The organism is Conexibacter sp. CPCC 206217, assembly GCF_030646165.1.
In the GTDB taxonomy this organism is placed as follows: domain Bacteria; phylum Actinomycetota; class Thermoleophilia; order Solirubrobacterales; family Solirubrobacteraceae; genus Conexibacter.
In genome coordinates this window covers 166,940-188,343 of record NZ_JAUTDO010000006.1, presented here as the reverse complement: position 1 = coordinate 188,343, position 21,404 = coordinate 166,940, and the positions used below count along the sequence as shown (strand labels likewise).

15 protein-coding genes are annotated in these 21,404 nt (G+C 73.1%); 5 read left to right on the top strand and 10 right to left on the bottom strand.

Features of this window, described 5'->3' with window-relative positions; all coding sequences use genetic code 11:
- Positions 1–110 precede the first annotated feature (110 nt).
- Complete coding sequence (locus Q7L65_RS17865; RefSeq protein WP_304723140.1) at positions 111–1,073, top strand: SDR family NAD(P)-dependent oxidoreductase; 963 nt, start codon at positions 111–113, stop codon at positions 1,071–1,073.
- 54 nt (positions 1,074–1,127) lie between these two features.
- Here Q7L65_RS17865 and Q7L65_RS17860 read toward each other — a convergent pair whose 3' ends face one another.
- Together Q7L65_RS17860 and Q7L65_RS17855 are read right to left on the bottom strand one after the other, a co-directional pair.
- A complete protein-coding gene (locus Q7L65_RS17860) occupies positions 1,128–5,174 on the bottom strand; it encodes a family 78 glycoside hydrolase catalytic domain (protein ID WP_304723138.1) in 4,047 nt (1,348 codons plus the stop codon).
- Between the two features lie 185 nt (positions 5,175–5,359).
- Positions 5,360–5,935, bottom strand: a complete 576-nt coding sequence (locus tag Q7L65_RS17855; RefSeq protein ID WP_304723135.1) for a phosphatase PAP2 family protein — start codon at positions 5,933–5,935, stop codon at positions 5,360–5,362.
- Between the two features lie 102 nt (positions 5,936–6,037).
- Between Q7L65_RS17855 and Q7L65_RS17850 the strand changes: the two genes are divergently transcribed.
- Positions 6,038–7,267 (top strand): cyclopropane-fatty-acyl-phospholipid synthase family protein, encoded by a 1,230-nt coding sequence (locus Q7L65_RS17850; RefSeq protein WP_304723134.1) that lies wholly within the window; start codon positions 6,038–6,040, stop codon positions 7,265–7,267.
- A gap of 51 nt (positions 7,268–7,318) precedes the next feature.
- Positions 7,319–8,692 (top strand): FAD-dependent oxidoreductase, encoded by a 1,374-nt coding sequence (locus Q7L65_RS17845; RefSeq protein ID WP_304723131.1) that lies wholly within the window; start codon positions 7,319–7,321, stop codon positions 8,690–8,692.
- On the opposite strand, the gene Q7L65_RS17840 is transcribed toward Q7L65_RS17845, so the two are convergent.
- The gene (locus Q7L65_RS17840; RefSeq protein ID WP_304723129.1) at positions 8,689–9,858 is read right to left on the bottom strand and encodes a M28 family peptidase; all 1,170 of its coding nucleotides are present in this window, start codon (positions 9,856–9,858) and stop codon (positions 8,689–8,691) included. The genes Q7L65_RS17845 and Q7L65_RS17840 overlap by 4 nt on opposite strands.
- A 136-nt stretch (positions 9,859–9,994) precedes the next feature.
- Between Q7L65_RS17840 and Q7L65_RS17835 the strand changes: the two genes are divergently transcribed.
- Entirely contained in the window at positions 9,995–10,540 is a 546-nt protein-coding gene (locus Q7L65_RS17835; protein WP_304723127.1) for a hypothetical protein, read from the top strand.
- Positions 10,541–10,594: 54 nt separating this feature from the next.
- Here the strand turns inward: Q7L65_RS17835 and Q7L65_RS17830 are convergent, their stop codons facing one another.
- Genes Q7L65_RS17830 through Q7L65_RS17800 form a run of 7 tightly spaced genes read right to left on the bottom strand, consistent with a single transcriptional unit; the run spans position 10,595 to position 20,399 of the window.
- Entirely contained in the window at positions 10,595–12,739 is a 2,145-nt protein-coding gene (locus Q7L65_RS17830; RefSeq protein ID WP_304723125.1) for an NAD-binding protein, read from the bottom strand.
- The gene (locus Q7L65_RS17825; RefSeq protein WP_304723123.1) at positions 12,736–13,581 is read right to left on the bottom strand and encodes an SDR family NAD(P)-dependent oxidoreductase; all 846 of its coding nucleotides are present in this window, start codon (positions 13,579–13,581) and stop codon (positions 12,736–12,738) included. The genes Q7L65_RS17830 and Q7L65_RS17825 overlap by 4 nt, the downstream gene beginning before the upstream one ends.
- Positions 13,565–15,394 carry an adenine deaminase C-terminal domain-containing protein gene (locus Q7L65_RS17820; RefSeq protein WP_304723120.1) on the bottom strand — a complete coding sequence of 610 codons (1,830 nt, stop codon included), beginning with the start codon at positions 15,392–15,394 and terminating at the stop codon, positions 13,565–13,567. Before Q7L65_RS17820 ends, Q7L65_RS17825 begins: the two co-directional genes overlap by 17 nt.
- Positions 15,395–15,453: 59 nt before the next feature.
- Positions 15,454–16,818 (bottom strand): sugar ABC transporter substrate-binding protein, encoded by a 1,365-nt coding sequence (locus Q7L65_RS17815; RefSeq protein ID WP_304723119.1) that lies wholly within the window; start codon positions 16,816–16,818, stop codon positions 15,454–15,456.
- A 41-nt stretch (positions 16,819–16,859) separates the two neighbouring features.
- Positions 16,860–17,849, bottom strand: a complete 990-nt coding sequence (locus Q7L65_RS17810) for an ABC transporter permease (protein ID WP_304723117.1) — start codon at positions 17,847–17,849, stop codon at positions 16,860–16,862.
- Positions 17,850–19,481: a sugar ABC transporter ATP-binding protein gene (locus Q7L65_RS17805; protein WP_304723114.1), complete on the bottom strand. Its 1,632-nt coding sequence runs from the start codon at positions 19,479–19,481 to the stop codon at positions 17,850–17,852.
- A gap of 12 nt (positions 19,482–19,493) precedes the next feature.
- Entirely contained in the window at positions 19,494–20,399 is a 906-nt protein-coding gene (locus Q7L65_RS17800) for a 3-keto-5-aminohexanoate cleavage protein (RefSeq protein ID WP_304723112.1), read from the bottom strand.
- Positions 20,400–20,567: 168 nt separating this feature from the next.
- Between Q7L65_RS17800 and Q7L65_RS17795 the strand changes: the two genes are divergently transcribed.
- Complete coding sequence (locus Q7L65_RS17795; RefSeq protein ID WP_304723110.1) at positions 20,568–21,350, top strand: IclR family transcriptional regulator; 783 nt, start codon at positions 20,568–20,570, stop codon at positions 21,348–21,350.
- Positions 21,351–21,404: the final 54 nt, after the last annotated feature.

Genomic DNA, 21,404 nt, shown 5'->3' with positions numbered 1-21,404 from the left:
CGTGGCGTGAAGAAACGGAATCAGATTCCGTTTCGGTGGTACATTCGAGTCCTATCCGGAAGATGATTCCGTTTGACTCTTCAAGTGTAGGCCCGATGCCCGGAGGACCCATGTCAGACAGCAGCCGCATCACCACCCCGTTCGGCTTCGAATCGACCGCCGCCGAGGTCGCGGCCGGGATCGACCTGCGCGGCAAGCGCGCGATCGTCACCGGCGGCTCGTCCGGGATCGGGATCGAGACGGCCCGCGCGCTGGCCGGCGCGGGCGCCGAGGTCACGCTCGCCGTGCGCGACACCGACGCCGGCGATCGCACCGCCGCCGACATCATCGCCACGACCGGCAACGACGCGGTCCGCGTCGGCCGGCTCGACCTCGCCGACCAGGCCTCGGTCGCCGACTTCGTCGCGGCGTGGGACGGCCCGCTGCACCTGCTCGTCAACAACGCCGGCGTGATGGCGCTGCCGGACCTGCAGAGAACGCCGCAGGGCTGGGAGCTGCAGTTCGCGACCAACCACCTCGGCCACTTCGCGCTCGCGCTCGGCCTGCACGACGCGCTCGCGGCCGGGGCCGCGGACGGCACGAGCGCCCGCATCGTCTCGCTCAGCTCCGTCGGCCACCAGCGCTCGCCGGTCCTGTTCGACGATCCCGGCTTCGAGACGACGCCCTACGACACGATGGTCGCGTACGGGCAGTCGAAGACGGCCAACATCCTCTTCGCCGTCGAGGCGACGCGCCGCTGGGCGGTCAAGCGGATCTTCGCCAACGCGGTCCACCCCGGCGCGATCCTCGACAGCAACCTCTCGCGGCACATGGATCCCAGAGTCCTCGCCGACCTGCGCGCGTCGGGGACCTACACCTTCAAGACGCTTCAGCAGGGCGCCTCGACGAGCGTCCTCGTCGCGACGTCGCCCCAGCTGGAAGGCATCGGCGGGCGCTACTTCGAGGACTGCAACGAGGCCGCGACGATCGAACCGAGCGAGCCCTACGCTCCCGGTCCCGGCGTGGCGAGCTACGCGCTCGACCCGGCGAACGCCGAGCGGCTGTGGGAGCTGTCGCTGAGACTGCTCGGCTGAGCGACGCGGCCGCCCCTCGACACCTCCGAGGGGCGGCCGTTCGCGTCGTCGTCGCTACCGCAGTCGCACCGGCAGCGTGAGCGTGCCGACGCGCAGCGTGTAGCGGGCGCCGCGCGTGACGCGGTGCGTCGTGCGCAGGGCGCCGAGGCGGCCGCTGGCGTAGGTGCGGCCGTTGCGGACGAGGCGTGCGCTGGTCGTCGCGCGCGCCTTTCTCGCCGACTTGCCGCCGGATCTCGCGAGCGTGACCGCGCACGAGACCTTCTGGCGGCCTCTCGTCGCCATGATCCGGCACGTGACCTTCGCGTCGCGCCCGGGCGCGCCTCTGTCGCCCTTGGGACCCGTGGCACCCCGGTCGCCCTTGGCGCCGGTATCGCCCTTGTCGCCCTTGGCGCCGGCATCGCCCTTCGAGCCGCCAGCGCCCACCGGGCCGATCGGACCTGCCGGACCGATGTCGCCGTTCGGACCCGCAGGGCCGACCGCGCCGGTCGGACCCGCGGGACCCGCCGGCCCTGTCGGACCCGTGTCCCCTCTCGCCCCGTCAGCCCCGCTGTCGCCGGTCTCGCCTCTCTCGCCGGCATCTCCTCTGGGCCCCTGCGGCAGCCCTGTGCTGGTCGCGCTCAGCACGACGCTGCTCGACCCCGACGGCGTGTTGTCGCTCAGCGTCAGCGTCGCGTGCGAGGTCACGTCGGAGCGACCCGGTGCGAAGCGGATCATCACGTCGCAGGTGTCGCGCGGTGCGACCGGGCCGTCGCCGCAGGTCTCGTCGGCGAGCAGGAAGTCGCCGGTCGAGAGACCGTCGGCGTCCTTGATCCGCACGCGCGTGACCGTCAGCGGCGAGACGCCGCTGTTCTGCACCGTCACCCGCTGCACCGGCCCGGTCGTGCCGACCGCCTGGTCCGGGAACGCCGGCACGGTGAATTCGCTGTGCGGCGCGGTGTCGACCGGCTGCGGCACGCTGATCGTGTGGCTGCCGGATCCGACGTCTGCGTGCAACTGGTCACCGTCGACCTCGGTCGCGACCGCGACGCCGTCGACCAGCAGCTCGTCTCTGCCGCCGACCACGCGCGGCAGCGTCACCTCGGCGACCGTGTTGGCCGGCGAGGTCAGCTGCAGCACGAGCCCGTCCGCAGCGCTCCTGTCGAACGAGGCCGTGACCGGACCGCGCACCGTCGGCGTCGTCAGGCTCGCGTGCCCGAGCGTGCCCGGCTGCGGCGCGACCTTGAAGCGCGCCCAGCCCGGCGCCGTCGGCTCGAGCCCGAAGATGCCTCTCGTCACGTTCACGACGGGGCTCGAGGCCCACGGGTGCGAGAACGACGTGTTCGGCTTCAGCGCCGGATCCCACGCCTCCATCACGGCGCCCGCGCCGAGGTCGATCATGTGCAGCCAGGAGCGCTGCGCGGTCGAGGTCATCATTCTGATCGACGCGTCCGCACGGCCCGCGTTCGTCAGCCCCTGCAGCACGAACTGCGCGCAGAAGACGCTGCACTGCATCCCGCGGCTGTCGAGGTAGGCGGCGCCGCGCGCGGCTCTGTCGGCGTCGGCGAGGCCGAACGCGAGCGCGAACGTCGTCGCATGGACGGCGAAGTGGTCGATCGGGTTGCCGTCGTCGGTGAGGCCGTCGCGGTAGGCGCCTCTCGTGTCGTCCCACAGTCTCGCGTTGATCCCCTGCTTCAGGCGCGCGGCCGCGTCGGCGAAGGTCGCCGCGTCGTCCCCGCCGCCGAGCGCGCCCGCGATCTGCGCCATGTCGGTGAACGCTCTGTACGCCCACGCGTTGATGACGGTGTCGGTCTGCGTCATCACGTAGCCGTCGCGCTCGCCCGCGGGCCAGTCGACGAGGTCGTCGACGCCGCTCACCGACGTCGGCTTCTTCACGAGGCCGTCGGCGGTGATGTATTTGAGCGGCAGGAACCCTCTGAGCGTGTCGTACTGGCGCCGCAGCGACGTCAGGTCGCCCGTGTGCATCCAGTCCTCGTAGGCGGCGAGGATCGTCGCGTAGCGCCACTCGCTCGGCCAGGACGGACGGAACGCCGTGTACTCGGTCGACCAGCGCGCGAGCGCGCGGTCGGAGCTGAGTACGTGCTCGGCCATCAGGTTGATGTAGGTGTCGCCGCCGTACTCGGCGCTGCGCTCGCGCGTCGCGGAGTCCATGAAGGCGTCGAAGTCGAGGCCCTCGATCGAGTTCTTCGTGAACTGCCAGACCTCGTCCAACAGCGGGTCGTCGGACTCGAAGCTCGACTCGCCGCGGTCGAACGGCGTGCGCAGCGAGGTCGCTGCGATGTCGTCCGCGGTCACGCCCTCCGGCAGCCCGGTCAGCTCGACGTAGCGGAAGACGCGGTAGCCCCACTGCTGCAGCGTCTGATCGCCGTCGCGCAGGGTGAACGTGTCGCGGTAGTTGTTGCCGGTGCGCATCTGCCAGCGCACCGTGCCGTCGCCGCCCAGCTCCTCGCCGAGTCTGACGTCGACCTGGTCGCCGGCGGTGCCGTCGGGGATGTGCAGCTTGATGCCGCCGATCCACGCGCGGCCGAAGTCGACGACGACGCGGCCGTCCTCGAGCGTCGTCAGTCTCGCGACCGGCTCGTCGTACTGCTGCGGGTTGACCGTCTGCGCGCCGACGAGGCCGCTGATCGGATCCTTCTCGACGACCGGCTCCCACGTGCTGTCGTCGAAGCCGACGTCCTCGAAGCCGAACGGGAAGCTGCGCGCGTCGATGTTCTCGGCCGGCGCGGCGAAGAAGCTCGTGCCGATCGAGCCGCCGCCGTTGAACGCTCTGTAGCCGGCCCAGCCTCTCCACGAGGCGGCACCGGTGCCGAACGTCGCCGTCGTGCCGTCGGCGTAGGTGACGTCGAGCTGGCCGAGGAAGCGCTGCTCCTTTCTCGTGTACGCCTGCGCGGCGATCACGTTCTCGGCGCCCTGTCTCAGCAGGCCGGTGACGTCGTAGCCGGCGTAGGCGGTCGTGCCGCTTCTGGGCGCGACCGTCGGGCCGAGGCCGACGAGCCTGCCGTTGATCCAGGCGCGGTAGACGAACTGGCGGATGTCGTCGCGCGAGGTCGCGGTCGCGTACAGCGTCGCGGAGTCGATCGGCTTGTCGGCGAGCTGCAGGTCGCTGCGCATGAACGCCCAGTCGCCCGCGGCGCCGCGGATGCAGATGCCGGAGAAGCCGACGGTCAGCACGCCGCCGTTGACGGTGCCGCAGGTGATGTCGCCCGCGGAGCCGCTGAAGTCGTTGCCGTAGAGCACGTCGCCGTTGGTCGCGGTGACCGTCAGGTCGTCCCATCTGGCGATCTCGGTGCGGCCGTTGCGGAAGCCGACCGTGCCGTTGGCGAAGCCGCTGATCGTGCGCTGGTCGACCTGCGTGCCGTCGACCGTGGTCGTGAACGTGCTGCCGGTGGCGTTGACCGCAACGGTGTGCGTCTGCCCGTCGCCGAGGTTGATGGGAGCCGGCATTCTGATCGCGGCGCCGCTGGTCGCGTAGGTGCCGTTGGTCTGCGTGTGCGGGACGATCGTGTTGTCCGCGCGGAACTGCCACATGAGGCTGTTGCGGTCGTCGCGCGCGCGCAGTTGCAAGCCGCCGGCGACGGCGTTGATGTTGACCTTCGCGCTGACGGTGTAGTCGCTCCAGCTCGCGCTTCTGTCGCTGCTGCCGAGCCAGATCGGCGCGGCGCTCCAGCTCGTCAGGCCGGTGCCGAACTGGGCCGGCGCGGACCAGCCGCTGGGGGTGCCCTGCTCGGCGGCGTCGGCGCCGCGCGCGGCGGTCCAGGTGCGGACCGACCAGCGGTAGCGCATGCCGGGTCTGAGCGCGGGACCGGCGTAGGCGACGCCGGTCGAGTCGGCCGACTCGACGCGGCCGGAGTCCCACAGCGGCGTGCCGCCGTCAGCCAGGTCGGCCGCCGTCGTGGCGACGCGCACCTGGTAGGCGCGCTGGACCACGTCGGCCGCGTCGGAGCGGACGTGCCAGGCCAGCTTCGGCCCGGTCAGGTCCTCGATCACCATCGGCTTCGGCTGCAGCTCGACGTTCAGCGCCGTCGGCGGCGGCGCGGACGGGGGGTCCTCGCCGGATGCGGCCACGGGCAACGCGACGATCGCGACAACGGTCGCTGCCACGGCAGCGCCGCGCAGCAAACGGGGGACGACCAAACCTGCTCCTCTCCTCACGGCCGGGTCGCCACGCGAACGCGCTGGCGACGCCGATCCAACAATCTTGCCGAGAGCTTACGGTCAGATTCGGTCGATTTCCACCACTAACGTTCCATTTCGATCAGGACGGAACTGTTAGAGCGATGAGCGATTTACTGGTGCTTTGCCGCGCTGCGACGGTCGAGCGCGTGTGCGGTGAGCTGGGCGAGCACCGTCCCGATCAGCGCGCCCGCGACGACGTCGCCGGGATAGTGGACGCCTGTGTGCACGCGCGAGTAGGCGACCAGCGCGGCGAGTCCGCGCAACGGGATCGCAGCGGGCGGGAGCACGTGGCCGACGCCGGTCGCGAACGCGAACGCGGCGGCGGAGTGGCCGGACGGGAACGAGGTCGACGACGGCATCCGCACGTGCCGCGCGACGGGGACCTGCCGCGCCACGCGATCGGGGCGCCTGCGGCCGCCGAGCGGCTTCGCGACGACGTTGACGATCGTCGCCGTGACGCCGATCGACGCGAGGCCGCGGCCGGCGGCGCGACGGCCGCGCGCACCGCCCGCGGTCGCGAGCAGCGCCGACGCCGTGAGCGACAGACGCGAGTAGTCGGCCGCGTCTGACAGCCGCGCCATCGCGCGGTCGAGCGTCGGCGTGGGCGTCTGCGCGATCGCCGCGTACAGCGCGACGTCGATCCGCTCGGCGTCCTGGAGCCAGCCGGCCTTGGAGTCGGAAGCCATCGGCGAATGATCCTACGAGCCCCGCGCACTATGCTGGTCGAAGAGATGGTTGCAGCTGCACGGATCTCCTCGGCGGTGTTGGCTCGCCTCGCCGGTGGACGCATGAGAAGGCTCCCGTTCGCGGTCGCGTTCTGGGACGGCTCCGTGCTGCCCGCGGGCGAGACGCCGTCGATCGGCACCGTGCGGGTGCGGCGGCGCGCGATCGCGCACCTGCTGCACGAGCCCAACCAGCTCGGGCTCGTGCGCGCGTTCGTGCTCGGCGACCTCGACCTGGACGGCGACATCGAGGCGCTGCTGGCGCTGCGCGGGCGCTTTCGCGGCGTCGAGATGTCGCACCGCGACGTCGCGCTGGGGCTGGCCGGCGCGCTGCTGCTGGGCGGGCGCGGCGCGCTGCGGCCGCCGCGAGCGCCCGCGTCCGAGCTGCGCGCGGAGGGTCACCGGCACTCGCTGCGGCGCGACCGCACCGTCGTCCAGCACCACTACGACGTCTCCAACGCCTTCTACCGCCGCCTGCTCGGCCCCACGCTCGTCTACTCGTGCGCGTACTTCGAGTCGCCCGACGACTCGCTCGAAGCGGCGCAGGAGCGCAAGCTGGAGCTGATCTGCCGCAAGCTGCGGCTGCAGCCGGGCGAGCGGCTGCTGGACGTCGGCTGCGGCTGGGGCTCGCTGCTGCTGCACGCGGCCGAGCGCCACGGCGTGCGCGGCGTCGGCATCACGCTGTCGGAGGAGCAGGCGGCGCTGGCGCGCGAGCGCGTGCGCGACGCCGGCCTGCAGGACCGCATCGAGATCCGCGTCGCCGACTACCGCGAGGTCGACGACGGGCCGTACGACAAGATCGCCAGCGTCGGCATGGTCGAGCACGTCGGGCTCGCGCAGCTCGACACCTACGCCGCGACGCTCGCGCGCCTGCTGCGGCCCGGCGGCCTGCTGCTGAACCACGGGATCGCGCAGCTGTTCTCCCAGCCCGCCGGCGAGAAGTCGCTGATCCAGCGCTACGTCTTCCCCGACGGCGAGCTGCCGCAGCTCGGCGTCGTGATCGGCGCGCTGCAGTCCGCCGGCCTGGAGCCGCGCGACGTCGAGTCGCTGCGCGAGCACTACGCGCTGACGCTGCGCCGCTGGCTGGCGAACCTCACCACCGAGCGCGACGGGATCGTCGCGGAGGTCGGCGAGGAGCGCGAGCGCGTCTGGCGGCTCTACATGCTCGGCTCCGCACTGGCGTTCGAGGACGACGACATCAGCATCTTCCAGGTGCTCGCGACGCGTCCGGGCGCGGCGCACGAGCTGCCGCTGGTGCGGGCGCAGGCGGTCGAGCCGGCGGCGGACGCCCTCTGACAGCAGTCGGACGGCGGTTCGTGGCGCATTGGCGCACTATGCTGCGGCACGATGTCGGACACGAAACGACTCGAGACCGATGTCGTCGTCGTCGGCGCCGGCCTGGCGGGGCTGACGGCGGCGCGCGAGCTGGTGCGCGGCGGGCACGACGCGATCGTGCTGGAGGCGCGCGAGCGCGTCGGTGGGCGGACGTTGAACGAAGCGGTCGGACCGGCGTTCGAGCAGGTCGTCGAGCTGGGCGGAGAATGGCTCGCGCCGACGCAGCACCGCGCGCTCGCGCTCGCGGCGGAGCTGGGACTGGAGACCTTCCCGACGTACTCGACAGGCGCGAACCTGCTCGAGCGCGACGGCAGCATTCATCGGTACAGCGGCACGATCCCGTCGCTGGGACTGCTGCCGCTCGCCGAGGTCGGGATCGCGATGGCACGGCTCAACCGGCTCGCGCGCGGGATCGACACGGCCGCACCGTGGACCGCGCGGATCGCGCCGCGGGCGGACGAGCAGACGGTCGCCTCCTGGATCCGCCGCAACGTCCGCACGCGCGTCGCGCGCGAGGCGATGCGGATCGCGGTCGAGGCCGTCTGGGCCGCCGACCCCGCCGACGTCTCGCTCCTGCACGCGCTCTTCTACATCCGCTCCGGCGGCTCGTTCGAGCGCCTGCTCGACACCGAGGGCGGCGCCCAGCAGGACCGCATCGTCGGCGGCTCCCAACTGCTCGCGCTGGGGTTGGCGCAGCAGCTCGGGGAGCGGGTGCGGCTGGGGGCTGTGGCGGAGCGGATCGAGCATTCCGCTCAGCTGCTCGATGTGATCGCCGCGGACGGCCTGCGCGTGCGCGCGCGGCGCGTGATCGTCGCACTGCCGCCGACCCTGGCCGGGCGGCTGCGCTACGAGCCGGCGCTGCCGGCCGTGCGCGACGGGCTGACGCAGCGGATGGCGATGGGCGCCGTCGTCAAGTGCATGGCGATCTACGACGAGCCGTTCTGGCGCGCTGACGGACTCTCCGGCCACGCCACGAGCCTGGCCGGGCCGGCCGCGATCTTCTACGACAACTCGCCGCCCGGCGGCAGCCCCGGCGTGCTGCTCGCGTTCCTCGAAGGCCGCGCCGCGCGCGCGACGCTGCGGCTGAGCGCAGCCGCGCGCGAGGCGCTCGTGCTCGACGGTATCGCCCGTCTGTTCGGCCCCCGCGCGCGCACGCCGCAGCGCTACGTCGAGCAGGCGTGGAGCGACGAGCCGTTCAGCGGCGGCGGCTACGCCGGCTACTTCCCGCCCGGCGCCTGGACCGACCACGGCCCGGCTCTGCGCGCCGCGATCGGCCCGCTGCACTGGGCCGGCACCGAGACCGCGACGGTCTGGAACGGCTACATGGACGGCGCGATCCAGTCCGGCCAGCGCGCGGCCCGCGAGGTCGCGGACGCGCTGGGTTAGGCCACGAGTTCCCGCGCCGTCGCCTCCGCCAGGTCGAGGCAGCGGGCGACCGAGCGCCAGTCGACGCGGTCGGCGGTGTCGGTCGGCAGGTGGTAGTCGCTGTAGCGGCCGTCGGCAGCGACCGACAGCAGCGAGACCGCGCGCAGGCCGGCGAAGCGGGCGAGGATCGGGTCGGTGTAGGCGCCGATCCGCCAACGCTGCGGCGGCTCCAGGCCGGCGCGGCGGGCGGCGGCGTCGACGAGGTCGTTGTCGCGCGCGGCGTAGCGGTGCGGCAGCAGCACGCCCTCGGCGCGCGCGACGATCGGCTCACCCGCGCCGAGCGTGTCGAGGCCGAGCACGAACGTCGTCGCGGGGTCCAGCGCGTCGCCGTGCGCGGCGAGGAAGGCCGCCATCCCGCCCATCCCGGGCTCCTCGCAGCCGGGCGCGAGCAGGATCGTCTCCAGTCCCTCGGGCGGATCCGCCGACAGCCGTCCCGCGAGCGCCAGCAGCGCCGCGACGCCGGTCGCGTTGTCGGATGCGCCCGGAACGGTCGGCGAGCGCTTCACGTCCGCCATCAGCCCGACCGCGGTGGCGGCCAGCGTCCCGCCGAGCACGCGGCCAGCGCGGGTGTCGCTGGCGGCGGCGAGCGCCATCAGCGCGAACGGCCAGCCGGTCGGCTCCATCGCCCGGCGCCGCAGCCGCAGCGCCGCGCCGCCCTCGCTCAGCGCCGGATTCCAGATCAGCCCGGTGTGCGCGGCGTCGTGGTGGGCGACGACGACGAGCGTCGCGCGCTTGGGCCCGCGCGCCGGCAGCCGGCCGATCGCGTTGGCGCCGTCGCCCCGCGGCAGCCAGCGGCGCAGCCACTGCAGGCGGCCGCTGACGTCCAGCTCGTAGGAGGCGAGCGCGGCGAGCGCCAGCACCCCGCCGCGACGCCCGCCGAGCACCGCGCCGGCGCCGATCGCAGCGGCATGCAGCGCGTAGGCGTGGGTGTACGTCGGGGTGTAGCGAAATGGCTCGATCCGCACGTCCTGCGCCCCGGCCCCGCGCAGCCGCTGCGCCACCCACGCGGCGGAGGCGCGCTCGCCGGCGCCAGCCGAGTCGCGCCTCATCGCGGACAGCTGCTCGACGTCGGCGCGCAGCGCGGTGTCGGGCGCCGCCTGCTCGCTCGCCTCGGTGATCTCCGTCATGCGCGCACCCTATCCGCCGCCGCACGCGGTCCACGCCCGGCGGCGATCGCGTCGGCTGCACGCGACCCTGGGACCCCCTCCAGACTTTCCGGCAACCGCTCGCTCCCGCGGCGCGCACGCTCTAAGGTCGCCAGCCATGATCCGACTCGCCTCCGCCGCCTCTCGCGCCGCCGCGTGCCGCCCCGCGCGAGCGGGGCTCGCCGTCGCCGTCCTCGCCGCGGTCACGCTCGCCGCCCCCGCCTCGCAGGCGCTCGCGAAGGCGCCGCGCGCGCAGGTCGAGAGCTGCAGACGCCTCAAGGGCTCCGCCAAGAGAGCGTGCGACGTGCGCAACGCGGCCAACAGAACGGTCCTCAAGAAGCTGCTCGACTCGGAGCTGATCGGGGTCCGCGGCGACGGCGCCGAGGTCGACTGGACCTTCTGCGCCACCGGCCGCTTCGTCCTGGGCACGACCAGCGGCGGCTCCACGGGCGTCTCCAGAGGCATGACCTGGCAGGTCGAGAACGCGCGCGTCAGACAGGGCGGCAGATGGTTCGACGCGATCGTCACCGCGCCCGGCGGCCTCGCGGTCGCGGTCGCGATGCGCGGGGGCAGATGGCAGGTCGGGATCGAGTCCTTCGACGAGGTGAGCCAGCTCGGCCCGGTCACGCGCACAAGCGCGAAGGTGGCCTGCGCGACGGACTGACAAGCGCGTCGCGCCGCTCGAGCAGCTCTGCGGACCGCCTGAGCGCGTGACCGCTCAGCGCGCCAGCAGCGCCCTCGCGCCCTCGCGCACCGCGGCAGAGGCGTCGCGCGGGGCGAGCGCGTCGCCGACCACGACCACCTCGCAGCGCTCCCCTTCGAGCGCGGCGGCCAGTTCGATCCCGGCCGGCGTACGTCGCGTGGCGGCCACGACGACGCCGGCTTCCAGCCGCCGCACGACGCCGTCGTAGACGTTCTCGACCAGCAGCACGCCGTCCGCGAACGAGACCGCGCGATGGTCTCGCACGAGCCGGGCGCCGGCCCGCTGCAGCCGCCGGTAGAGGTCGGCGAACGTCGCGCGGTCCAGCTCGGCGCCGATCGCGGGCGACGGCGTCACGACCGTCACCTCCGCCCCGCGCGCCGTCGCCTCCAGCGCCGCCGTCCACAGCGGCGCGCCGGCTGAGCCGTCGTCGACGAGCGCGATCGGCCGCCACGCCCGCGGATCGATGCGCGCAGCGTCCCGCCGAACCGGCGCCGCCCCCTCGTCGCCCGCGCCACCCGGGTCGCCCGCGTCGCCCTCGTCGCCCGCGTCGCCCTCGTCGCCCGCGTCGCCCGCGTCGCCCTCGTCGCCCGCGTCGGCGCCGCCCGCGAGGAACGCATCGATCGTGATCGCGCCGCGCAGCGACGGCGCCGACGGTGTCGAACCCGTCGCCACCACCACGAGGTCGGGTGCGAGACCGACGAGCGCGGCCGCATCGACGTGCGCGCCGAGCACGACGGTCGCCTCGCCGCAGCGCAGCTCGCGCTCCAGCCAGGCGACGTAGCGCGCCCACTCCTCGCGCCAGCGCACCGCGGCGGCCAGCACGAGCTGACCGCCGAGGGCCGCGCCGCGCTCCAGCAGCGTCACGTCACAGCCGTCGAGCGCCGCCGCGCGCGCTGCCTCCATCCCGGCGACGCCGCCGCCGACCACCACGACGCGCTGGCCGGCGCGCTCAGACGAGCGCCGCAGCTCGCCGTCCCCGACGAACGGGTTGACGGCGCAGCCGACCGGCAGCGCGTCGATCAGGTTGCCGAGGCACAGCTGGTTGCAGGCGGTGCAGGGCCGGATCTCCTGCGCGCGGCCGCCCAGCGCCTTCGCCGCCCACTGCGGCTCGGCGATCAGCTCGCGCGCCATCCCGAACGCGGCCGCCTTGCCCTCCGCGATCAGCCGCTCGCCGTAGTCCGGTGAGCGCAGCCGCCCGAACGCGATCACGGGCAGCGACACCTCCGCGGACAGACGCGCGAACGCGTGCTCCGCGTAGCCTTCGGGGATCGACATCGGCGCCGTCACGCGATCGATCACGGCGTTGATGCCGACGTCGGAGGAGATGTAGTCGGCGAGGCCGCTCGCCTCGACCGCGCGCGCGAAGGCGATCCCGTCGTCGAGGCCGTAGCCGCCGGGCACGCACTCGTCGAGCACCAGACGCACCCCGATCGCGATCCCCCGGTCGACCTCGCTGCGGATCCGTGCCAGCAGCTCCAGCAGCAGCCGCATGCGGTTCTCGCGCGTGCCGCCGTAGGCGTCGCCGCGATCGTTGGTGAGCGGCGAGAGGAACTGGCGCACGAGACCGTCGTGGGCGGCCTTCAGCTCGACCGCGTCGAAGCCGGCGGCCGCGAACGACGCAGCGCCGGCGGCGAAGTCGTCGGCGATGCGGTCGACCTGCGCGGTGCTCAGCGCGACGCAGGGGTTGCGCGTGCCCGGGTCCGGCAGGCGTGACGGACCGAGCAGCGCCTTCCCGGTCACGCGCGCGTCGCCCTGGTTGCCGTAGTGGGTCAGCTGCCCGCTGATCGCCGCGCCGGCCGCGTGCACCGCGTCGGCGATCCGCCCGTAGCCGTCGATGCAGCGCGGGTCGCTGGAGACGATCAGCGGGCCGCGCTGGCGTCCGTCGAGCGAGACGACCGACGACTCGACGCAGACGAGCCCGACGCCGCCACGCGCCCGCGCGGCGTAGTAGTCGCGGTGACGGTCGGTCGGCACCGGCGCCGCGTGGTCGGCGTACAGCAGCCCGTGCGGCAGCAGCACGATCCGGTTGCGCAGCCGCATCGGCCCGAACGCGACCGGCGAGGCGAGCAGCGGGAAGGGAGCGGCGTCGCCCGGCGCGGCGGCACCGCCCGAGGCGCCGGCAGCGTCGAGCGGGCCGGCAGCGGGATCGAACCCGCTCATGCCGCCCGCACCACCCCTCCGTCGACGCCCCACTCCGAACCGGTCACGTGGCCGGCGGCGTCGGAGGCGAGGAAGACGATCGCCTCGGCGACGTCCTCGGGGCGGCCGACGCGGCCGAGCGGGAGTCTGCGGACCTCCTTCGCGAAGTGCTCGACCGCCGCCTCGCGGCCCATCCCATAGCTGTCCGCGAGTGCGTCGAGGAAGCCGCCCGGCTCATCCCACAGGCGCGTGCGCGTCGGCCCGGGCGAGACGACGTTGACGCGCACGCCGGCCGGGCCGAACTCGTTCGCGAGCGACTTCGACAGCGACAGCAGCGCCGCCTTCGAGGCGCTGTAGTCGACCAGGAACGCATCTGGCTGGCGGCCCGCCTCGGAGCCGACGTTGACGATCGCGCCGCGACCGGCCCGCACCATCGCCGGCAGCACCGCGCGGCAGGCGCGCACCGCGGCGTAGAGGTTGAGCGCGAAGACGCGCTCCCACTCGTCGTCGCCGAACGAGAGGAAGCCGTCGCGGAAGCTGCCGACGCCGGCGTTGTTGACGAGCAGGTCGACCCTGCCGAATCGCTCCAACGCGGCGTCGACGAGCGCGGCGGGACCGTCGGGCCGGGAGAGGTCGACGGCGACGCCGACCGCGGAGCCGCTCGCAGCCGCTGCGTCGCCCGGCGCACAGGACCGGTCGGCCGCACGCTCGACCGTCTCGCCGAGCGCATCCACCGCCCCCGGCTCGCGCGCCCCGCCGACCACGTGCGCCCCCTCGCGCACGAACGCCGCCGCGGTCGCGAGGCCGATGCCGGCGCTGGCGCCGGTCACGACGACGACGCGGCCCTCAAGACCGAGCTGCATCGGGATCACCGTCCTCCTCCACCAGCAACGGCACGATCCGCTGCGCCGCCACCTGCACGAGTCCCTCGGGCACGAGCCGCAGCTCGCCGATCTCGACCGGCAGGCCGACGAAGCCGAGCGTCGAGAACGGCTCCGGCATCTCGCAGCCGAGCGCGGTCGCCGCCGCGGTGACCGCGCGCAGGCCGTCGACGACCTGCTCGAACGGCAGCTCCGACAGCAGCCCGAACAGCGGCAGCTCCAGCAGCGCCCGCACCTCCCCGCCGTCGACCACGACGAAGCCGCCGCCGCAGTAGCGCAGCGTGTTCGCCGCAAGCGCCAGGTCGCCGTCGCCGGCGCCCACGGCGACGATGTTCTGCTGCTGGGAGTTGAACGTCGTCGCGATCGCGCCGGAGCGCAGGCCGAAGCCGCGCACGAGCCCGACGCCCGTCGCACCCGTCCCCTGCACGCGCTCGATCGCGGCGACCTTCAGCACGTCGCGCGCCGGATCGGCGGCGATCGAGCCGCCCGCGACCTCCATCCGCACGTGCGCCTCCTCGCTCAGCACCGTCGTGCCCGAGGCGACGATCACGCGGGCGAGCGCGGGGCCGTCGGGCGCGTCGACGGCGACGCGGAAGTCCTCGGCGCGCATGTCGCGCGGCAGCTTCACGGTCGCGCGAGCCCACGCCGGATACGACGGCGGGGTGCGCGGCGACACCAGGGCGCCGTCCTGCGCGACGAGTCTCCCGTCCGCGACCATCGCGACGACCTCGAACCGCTCCAGCGAGTCGACCAGCGCCACGTCGGCCCACTTGCCCGGCGCGATGCTGCCGTGGTCGGCGTCGACGTGCAGGCACTCGGCCGCGTTCAGCGTCGCCATCTGCAACGCGGCCATCGGCGCCACGCCGCACGCGATCGCCTTGCGCACGAGGTGGTCGATGTGGCCGACCTCGACGAGCCGCTCGGCCGACAGCACGTCGGTGCAGAAGCAGAAGCGGCGCGGGTCGGCGCCGTGTCTGGTGATCGCCTCGACGACCGCCTCGAGGTTGTAGATGCCCGAACCCTCGCGCACGGCCACGCGGATCCCGAGCCGCGCCTTCATCGCCGCCTCCAGGCCCGTAACCGACTCGTGGTCGTCGAGGTCGCGCACATAGCCGACCCACGCCGACGCCTGCGCCTCGCTGACGCCGGAGCCGTGGCCGGAGACCTTGATCCCGGCCGCCTGCGCGCCATCGACGACGTCGAGCATCGTCTCGTCGCCGGCCGTCAGCCGCAGCGCGAACGTGTCGCTGATCCCGTACGTCTCGGGCCAGCGCAGCAGCTCGTGGAACTGCTCGCGCGTCGGCCGGCCGGAGTGGCCGAACGGCCGGTTCTGCACGTAGCCCGGCACGCCGCCCAGCAGCCACACCTTCAGCGCCGAGCCGCGCGCCAGCTCGACCGACGCGCGCACCGCCTCGATCCCGCCGACGACCAGCTCGCCGTAGAAGTCGGTCGCCAGGCCCGCGGTCCCGTGCGGCAGCGCGGCCGCCGCGAACTCGCCGATCGTCAGCTGCGACTCGTGCACGTGCAGGTGCTGGTCGATCAGCCCCGGCACCAGCACGCGCCCGCGCGCGTCGAGCGTCCGCGTGCGCGGACCGCGCGTGCGCGCGACGTCGCCGACCGCCGCGATCCGGTGTCCCCGGATCGCGACGTCGGCCTCGATCAGCTCGCCCGTGAAGACGTTCGCGACGGTGCCGCCGGCGACGATCAGGTCGGCGTGCGCGCGGCCCTGGGCGACCTCGACGACTGCCCGCAGCAGCTGCCGCTCCTGCGCGTCCGGAACCTTCGAGCCTTGCATCCGCGTCCTCTCCTCCGTCGCCGCCGCTCAGGCCCGCCCGCCGCCGGCACTGCGGGCGCTCATGCGCCCGCCGCCGCGTCGAGCTGCTCGAACAGCGTCTTTCTCGTCCGACTCAGTCTCGCGACCTCCGCAAGCGCGAATCTTCTGAGCTGCTGCGCGTACTCCGCGTCGACCTCTCTGCGCTGGCCCGCGGCGGCCGCTCTGGTGTACTCCTCGGGCAGCTCGTAGCCGTTGGGCTTCGCGACGCCCTGCGCGACGCCCCAGTACTCCTCCGGGTCGAACGTGCGCAACGGCCACTGCGGATCCCAGTCGTCGGGGTGCTCGATGCGCGACATCAGGCCGTAGTCGAACAGTCTGCCGGCGGCGCCCTTCGCCAGCGCCTGCTGCTTGAACGCCGTCGCCGACGCCTTGTTGTCGATGATCAGCAGGTCCTGGTACATCAGCGTCTCGGTCGGCTTCGGTCTGTGCCCGGCGGACGCGTCGAGCGCCTGCACGAGCGTGTAGCCGCCGCCGAAGATCGGCGCCGCGCCCTCGGTCCCGAACGCGCGGCCGTCGATGATCGCGTCGATGAACTCCGGGATCCCGTCCGCGCCGGCGACGAGCGTCTTGCCGACGAGGTTGCGCTCGCGCAGCGCGTCGAGCGCGCCGACCGCCTCGTCGTCGCTCTGGCAGTAGACGGCGTCGACTCTGCCGCCCGTCTTGGAGAGGATGTTCGTCATCACCTGGCGCGACTTCTCGCGGTTGTACTCGCCGTACTCGCGCGCGACCAGCTCGATGCCGGGGTACTGCTTCAGCGCTCTGTCGACCGCCTTGTCCTTCGCCGGCGAGGTCGACACGCCGCCGGAGCCCGACAGGTGCGCGAACGTGCCTCTGCCGCCCATCTCCTCGAACATGTTCACGCACATCACGTACGCGCCGTCGGCGGGGTTGGCGAGACCCTGGTAGTGGAACGCGATCTCCGGCTCGCACGGCACGACCCACGGGCCCATCGTCGCCCACGAGCTGAGGTACGTTCTGTTGCGCACGCACGCCGTCGCGAGCTGGCGCGCGAGGCCGCCGTCGAGGATCAGCGTGTTGATGCCGGTCACGCCGAGCGTGCCGAGCTGGTCGATCTGCGCCAGCTGCTTGTCGGAGTCGCCGTTGTAGTTGACCTTCTTCAGCTCCAGCCCGAGCTGCTGGGAGACGGCGCCGGCGGCCGCCTCCAGCTGGTCGCCGATCACCCAGGCGGTGAGCGGGCCCTGGTAGGCGATCGGGCCCTTCAGCTTGCCGCCGGGGTTGCCGGCGCCGCCGCCGGACGGGCTGCTCTCGCTGCTGCTGCCGCAGGCCGCCAGCAGGCCGCCGCCGGCCATCACCGTGAAGCCGGTGGCGGCGGAGCGGGTGATGAAACTGCGGCGCGACAACTTCGCCGCTCGCTCGTGCGACATCTCGTCCTCCTCCGTTGATGGTGAATTACGTGCGACGTGTGCTACTTGACGACATCCGACAGGCGCCGGATCGTCAGCGCCGAGGCGACGATGATCACGAGGCCGCGGATGATGATCTGGTACTGCGCGTCGACGCCCGCGAGCGTCATCCCGTTGTCCAGCACGGTGATCACGAGCGCGCCCAGCAGCGTCCACTGCACGCCGCCGATGCCGCCCGACAGTGACGTGCCGCCGACGACGACCGCCGCGATCGAGGTCAGCAGGAACGGGTCCCCCATCGTCGGGGTCGCCGCCGAGGCGCGCATCGTCAGCATCAGACCCGCGATCGACGCCAGCAGGCCCGACAGCGCGAACGCCGCGATCTTCACGCGCGTGACCGGCAGCCCTGACAGCCGCGAGACCCGCTCCGCCCCGCCGATCGCGTACATGTAGCGGCCATAGCGCGTGCGCGCGGTGAAGACGATCACCAGCGCCAGCACGACGATCCCGATCAGCACCAGGTAGGAAACGTTCTGTCCCAGCAGCGCAACCTGGTTGGAGCCGATCTTCGTCGCCAGCTCGCCGGTGAACGGCTGCGGGACGCCGCCCATGATCACCTGCGCCAGGCCCGTGAAGGCGAAGTAGGAGCCGAGCGTGACGAGGAACGAGGGCAGGCGCCCGACGGCGATCACGAGCCCGTTGAGCGTGCCGGCCGCGATCCCGATCAGCGGCGCGACCAGCAGCCACGCCTCGCCGTGCTTGGCGGCGAGCGTCGCGCTGACGCCGCCCGCGAGCACGACCACGCCGGCCAGCGAGAGGTCGATCGAGCCGAGCAGGATCGGCAGCGTCGCGCCCGCGCCGACGAGCATCAGCACCGGCAGCGCGTTGATGATCGAGTCGAGGTTGCGACTCGTCAGGAAGCCGGTCGTGCCGGCGAACACGATCACCAGCAGCAGCAGCGCCGTGAACGGCACCGCCTTCGGCACCAGCGTCTTCCACTGAGGCCGTGGCGGCGCGCCCACGGGCTTGGCGGTCTGTACGTCAGCGCTCATCTAGACCATCTCCGCGATCAGAAGTTCCTCGGACGGCTTCGCCTGCGGCGCGGCGTCGAACCAGCGCCCGCTGCGGCCGTCCTTCATCACGACGATGCGGGAGCTGAGCCCGATCGCCTCCGCCAGGTCGTCGGTGATCAGGACGATCCCGTGACCCTCCGCGGCGAGCTCGCGCAGCAGCGCGTAGATCTCGCCCTTCGCGCCGGCGTCGACGCCGCGCGTGGGGTTGTCGAGCACGATCGCGCGCACGCCCGTCTGCAGCACGCGCCCGAGCACGACCTTCTGCTGGTTGCCGCCCGACAGGTCGCCCATCGGCGTGTCGGTCGAGCGGGTGCGGATCGTCAGGCGCTCCACCCAGCCCTGCGCGACCTCGCGCTCGCGACGGCGGTCGACGAACGGCCCGCGCGCGATCGGCGCCTGCGCCAGCGAGGTCAGCGAGACGTTCTCGGCGACCGAGAACAGCTCGACCGCGCCCTCGTTCTGGCGGTCGCTCGGGACGTAGCCGACGGCGCCGGCGCGCGCGCCGGGCGTGCCGCCGCCGCTTGCGCCGTCGCCGCCCGCGCCGTCCCCGCCCGCTCGGTCGCTGCCGCCGCCGGCGCGCGTCACCTCCACCCGCCCGCGCGTGGTCTTCGCGGCGCCCGCGATCGCGCGGCCGAGCTGCTCCTTGCCGGAGCCGACGACGCCCGCGACGCCGACGATCTCGCCCGCGTGGACGGTCAGGTCGACGCCCTCGAAGCCGCTGCCGGCGAGGTCCTCGACGCGCAGCAGGACCTCGTCGGCGGCGGTCCGCTGCTCGCCCTCGCGGTAGTAGTCGGCGATCCGCTCGCGGCCGACCATCAGTCTGTGCAGCTCCTCCTCGCCGGTGCCGGCGGGGACCTCCGCGACGACGCCGCCGTCCTTCAGCACGTAGGCGCGGTCGCAGTAGTCGTTGATCTCCGCGAGGCGGTGCGAGACGAACACGAACGAGGCCTCGCCGCGCAGCCGCCGCAGCGTCTCGAAGAGGATCGCGAGGTCGTCGCCGACGAGCGCGGCGGTCGGCTCGTCGAGCAGCACGAGCGGGTGCTCGACACCGAGCAGGCGGCTGGCGAACAGCGCCCGCAGGATCTCGATCGCCTGCTGCGTGTTGCGATCGCAGCTGGACATCTGCTGGCTGGGCGAGACGAGCCCGGCGAGCGGCTCCAGCGCCTGCTCGACGGCCCTCTGCAGCGCGCCGCGGCGGATCAGCCCGCCGCGTGTGAACGCCGTCTCGACGCCGAGCGCCATGTTCTCGCGAACGCTCAGGACCGGCACGAACGCCGGCTCCTGGTAGACGCGGAAGACGCCGCGGCGCATCGCGTCGCGGTAGGAGCGCGGTGCGTAGTCGGCGCCGTGCACCGTCAGCGTGCCGGCGTCGGGTCGGACCGCGCCGCAGATCACGTTCAGCAGCGTCGACTTGCCCGCGCCGTTCTCGCCGATCAGCCCGACGACCTCGCCCTCGCCGACGCGCACGCTGACGTCGTCGAGCGCGCGGAAGGCGCCGTAGGTCTTCGTCACGCCGCGCAGATCGAGCGCGGCGGGGCGCGCGCCGCCGTCGGCGCGCGCGACGCTCACGCGTCCGCCGCCGGCATGCTCGCTGTGCGCTGCTGCCGCCATCGTCTCGCTCCTCTAGCGCGCCGCGCCGGCCGTGCGGGCTCTGACGGCGTTGAGGCCGGTGATCTCGCGCGCCTCGGCGGGCGTCGCGACCTCGCGGCCCATGCCCTCGGCGATGCGGACGACCTCCTGCACCAGCTCGGCGTTGGTCTTCGCCAGCTCGCCGTTGGGCAGGTAGGGGTTGTCCTCCCAGCCGACGCGGACGTGGCCGCCGAGCGCGACGATCGTCGGGATCAGCCGCCACGAGTGGACCGGGTCCATGATGCTCGTGTTCCAGTTCACGTTCGGCGGCAGGTGGTTCCTCATGTAGGTGACCGCCTCGACCGTCGGCGGGGTCCATGCGCCGCCGGCCCAGTCGAAGAACAGCGTCGCCCAGACCGGGTCCTCGAGCAGGCCCATGCGGCGGATGAACTCGAGGTTCCAGTAGGCGCCCGTGTAGAAGCACTCGACCTCGAGCTTCACGCCGTGCTCCAGCGCCGCGCGGCTGGCCTCCTCCAGCTCGTCGCGCGGGTGCAGCGCGTACATCTCGTTGGCCGGCAGCGACGGGTCGGGCTGGAAGTACTCGTCGTGGACGTTGAAGGCGTAGGACATCATGTCCGGGCCCTGCTTCATCAGCTCGATCTTGTCGGGCAGCCGCGCGCTCGCGATCCCGTACTGGACGATCGCGTCGGAGCCGCCGCGGATCGCGTCGGTCATCCGCTGCCAGCCGTCGAAGTCGATCCGCGACAGCTTGCGACCGTCGTCCTGCATCTTCTCGTCGAGGTAGTGGATGCCGTGGTGGTGACAGATGCTCGCGCCTGCCTCGACGGCGCCCAGGTACTGCTTCGCGATCGCGTCCGTGTCCTCGATCGGCGGCATCAGCGGGTTGCCGGGATACGACATCGTCGAGTCGACCGTGACGGTGATGACCAGCTTGTCCATGACCCTCCTCAGAGCCCTGCGGTTGCGTCACCCGCACCACAGTGTTGTGCGCAACACGCAACGTGGTGCGTATAGCCCAACATTCTCGCAACGCCCCTCAGTTGTCAAGTAGGAATTTGCTACTCTGTTGCGCGATACGCAACATCAAGAAGGGGTACTGTGCCAACCGTGCCGACAGCGAAGAGATCACCGCCCACCGAGGAGCCGCGCCCGCGCGGCTCACAGCTCGATCGCGGCCTGCGCACGCTGGAGCTGCTCGCCGCGCAGCCCCGCAGCGCCGCCGAGATCGGCGCCACGCTCGGCGTCAACCGCAGCACCGGCCTGCGCCTGCTGCAGGACCTCGAGAGCCTCGGCTACGTGCGGCGCAACCTCCGCACCAAGCGCTACGAGGTCGTCGCCGAGCGCTTCCTCTCACTCGCCTCCTCCGACCATCACAAGGACTGGCACGAGACGATCAACCCGATCCTCGAACGGATCCGCGACGAGGTCGGCGAATCGACCCTGCTGGCGACGCCCGCGACCGGCGTGATGGTCTACGTGACGTTCTTCGGCTCGACGCAGACGGTCGCCGTGCGCGAGAACCTCGGCACGGTGCGCCCGATGCACGCCTCCGCGATCGGCAAGGCGTGGCTGTCGTCGCTGCCGGAGGCGCGCCTGGACGCGGCGCTCGGCGAGATCGACTACGCCGGCGGCACCGAGCACGCCCCGAGAGGCCCGCTGGAGCTGCGTGCACGCGTGCAGGAGGCGCGCGAGCGCGGCTTCGCGACCGACTACGAGGAGTCGCTGCCCGGCGTCTCGTGCGTCGCGGTGCCGGCCTGGATCGGCCGCACGCCGGTCGGCTCCGTCGCCGTCTCCGGCCCGGCCGTGCGGATGGGCGAGGACGTCCTGGAGCGCACCGGCGCGCTGCTGATCGACGCGTTCGCGCCGCTGCGGGACGACTCGGCCAGCTAGCCGGTCGGCGCGCGCGTCGTGCGGACGCCGCCCACGATCGCCGCAGCCCCGCCG

What these genes read in the sequence shown, in the direction of transcription:
- Q7L65_RS17865 (WP_304723140.1), top strand. Translation starts at nt 111, where the DNA reads ATGTCAGACAGCAGCCGCATCACCACCCCGTTCGGCTTCGAATCGACC.
- Q7L65_RS17855 (WP_304723135.1), bottom strand. Translation starts at nt 5,935, where the DNA reads ATGGCTTCCGACTCCAAGGCCGGCTGGCTCCAGGACGCCGAGCGGATC.
- Q7L65_RS17850 (WP_304723134.1), top strand. Translation starts at nt 6,038, where the DNA reads ATGAGAAGGCTCCCGTTCGCGGTCGCGTTCTGGGACGGCTCCGTGCTG.
- Q7L65_RS17845 (WP_304723131.1), top strand. Translation starts at nt 7,319, where the DNA reads ATGTCGGACACGAAACGACTCGAGACCGATGTCGTCGTCGTCGGCGCC.
- Q7L65_RS17840 (WP_304723129.1), bottom strand. Translation starts at nt 9,858, where the DNA reads ATGACGGAGATCACCGAGGCGAGCGAGCAGGCGGCGCCCGACACCGCG.
- Q7L65_RS17835 (WP_304723127.1), top strand. Translation starts at nt 9,995, where the DNA reads ATGATCCGACTCGCCTCCGCCGCCTCTCGCGCCGCCGCGTGCCGCCCC.
- Q7L65_RS17830 (WP_304723125.1), bottom strand. Translation starts at nt 12,739, where the DNA reads ATGAGCGGGTTCGATCCCGCTGCCGGCCCGCTCGACGCTGCCGGCGCC.
- Q7L65_RS17825 (WP_304723123.1), bottom strand. Translation starts at nt 13,581, where the DNA reads ATGCAGCTCGGTCTTGAGGGCCGCGTCGTCGTCGTGACCGGCGCCAGC.
- Q7L65_RS17820 (WP_304723120.1), bottom strand. Translation starts at nt 15,394, where the DNA reads ATGCAAGGCTCGAAGGTTCCGGACGCGCAGGAGCGGCAGCTGCTGCGG.
- Q7L65_RS17815 (WP_304723119.1), bottom strand. Translation starts at nt 16,818, where the DNA reads ATGTCGCACGAGCGAGCGGCGAAGTTGTCGCGCCGCAGTTTCATCACC.
- Q7L65_RS17810 (WP_304723117.1), bottom strand. Translation starts at nt 17,849, where the DNA reads ATGAGCGCTGACGTACAGACCGCCAAGCCCGTGGGCGCGCCGCCACGG.
- Q7L65_RS17805 (WP_304723114.1), bottom strand. Translation starts at nt 19,481, where the DNA reads ATGGCGGCAGCAGCGCACAGCGAGCATGCCGGCGGCGGACGCGTGAGC.
- Q7L65_RS17800 (WP_304723112.1), bottom strand. Translation starts at nt 20,399, where the DNA reads ATGGACAAGCTGGTCATCACCGTCACGGTCGACTCGACGATGTCGTAT.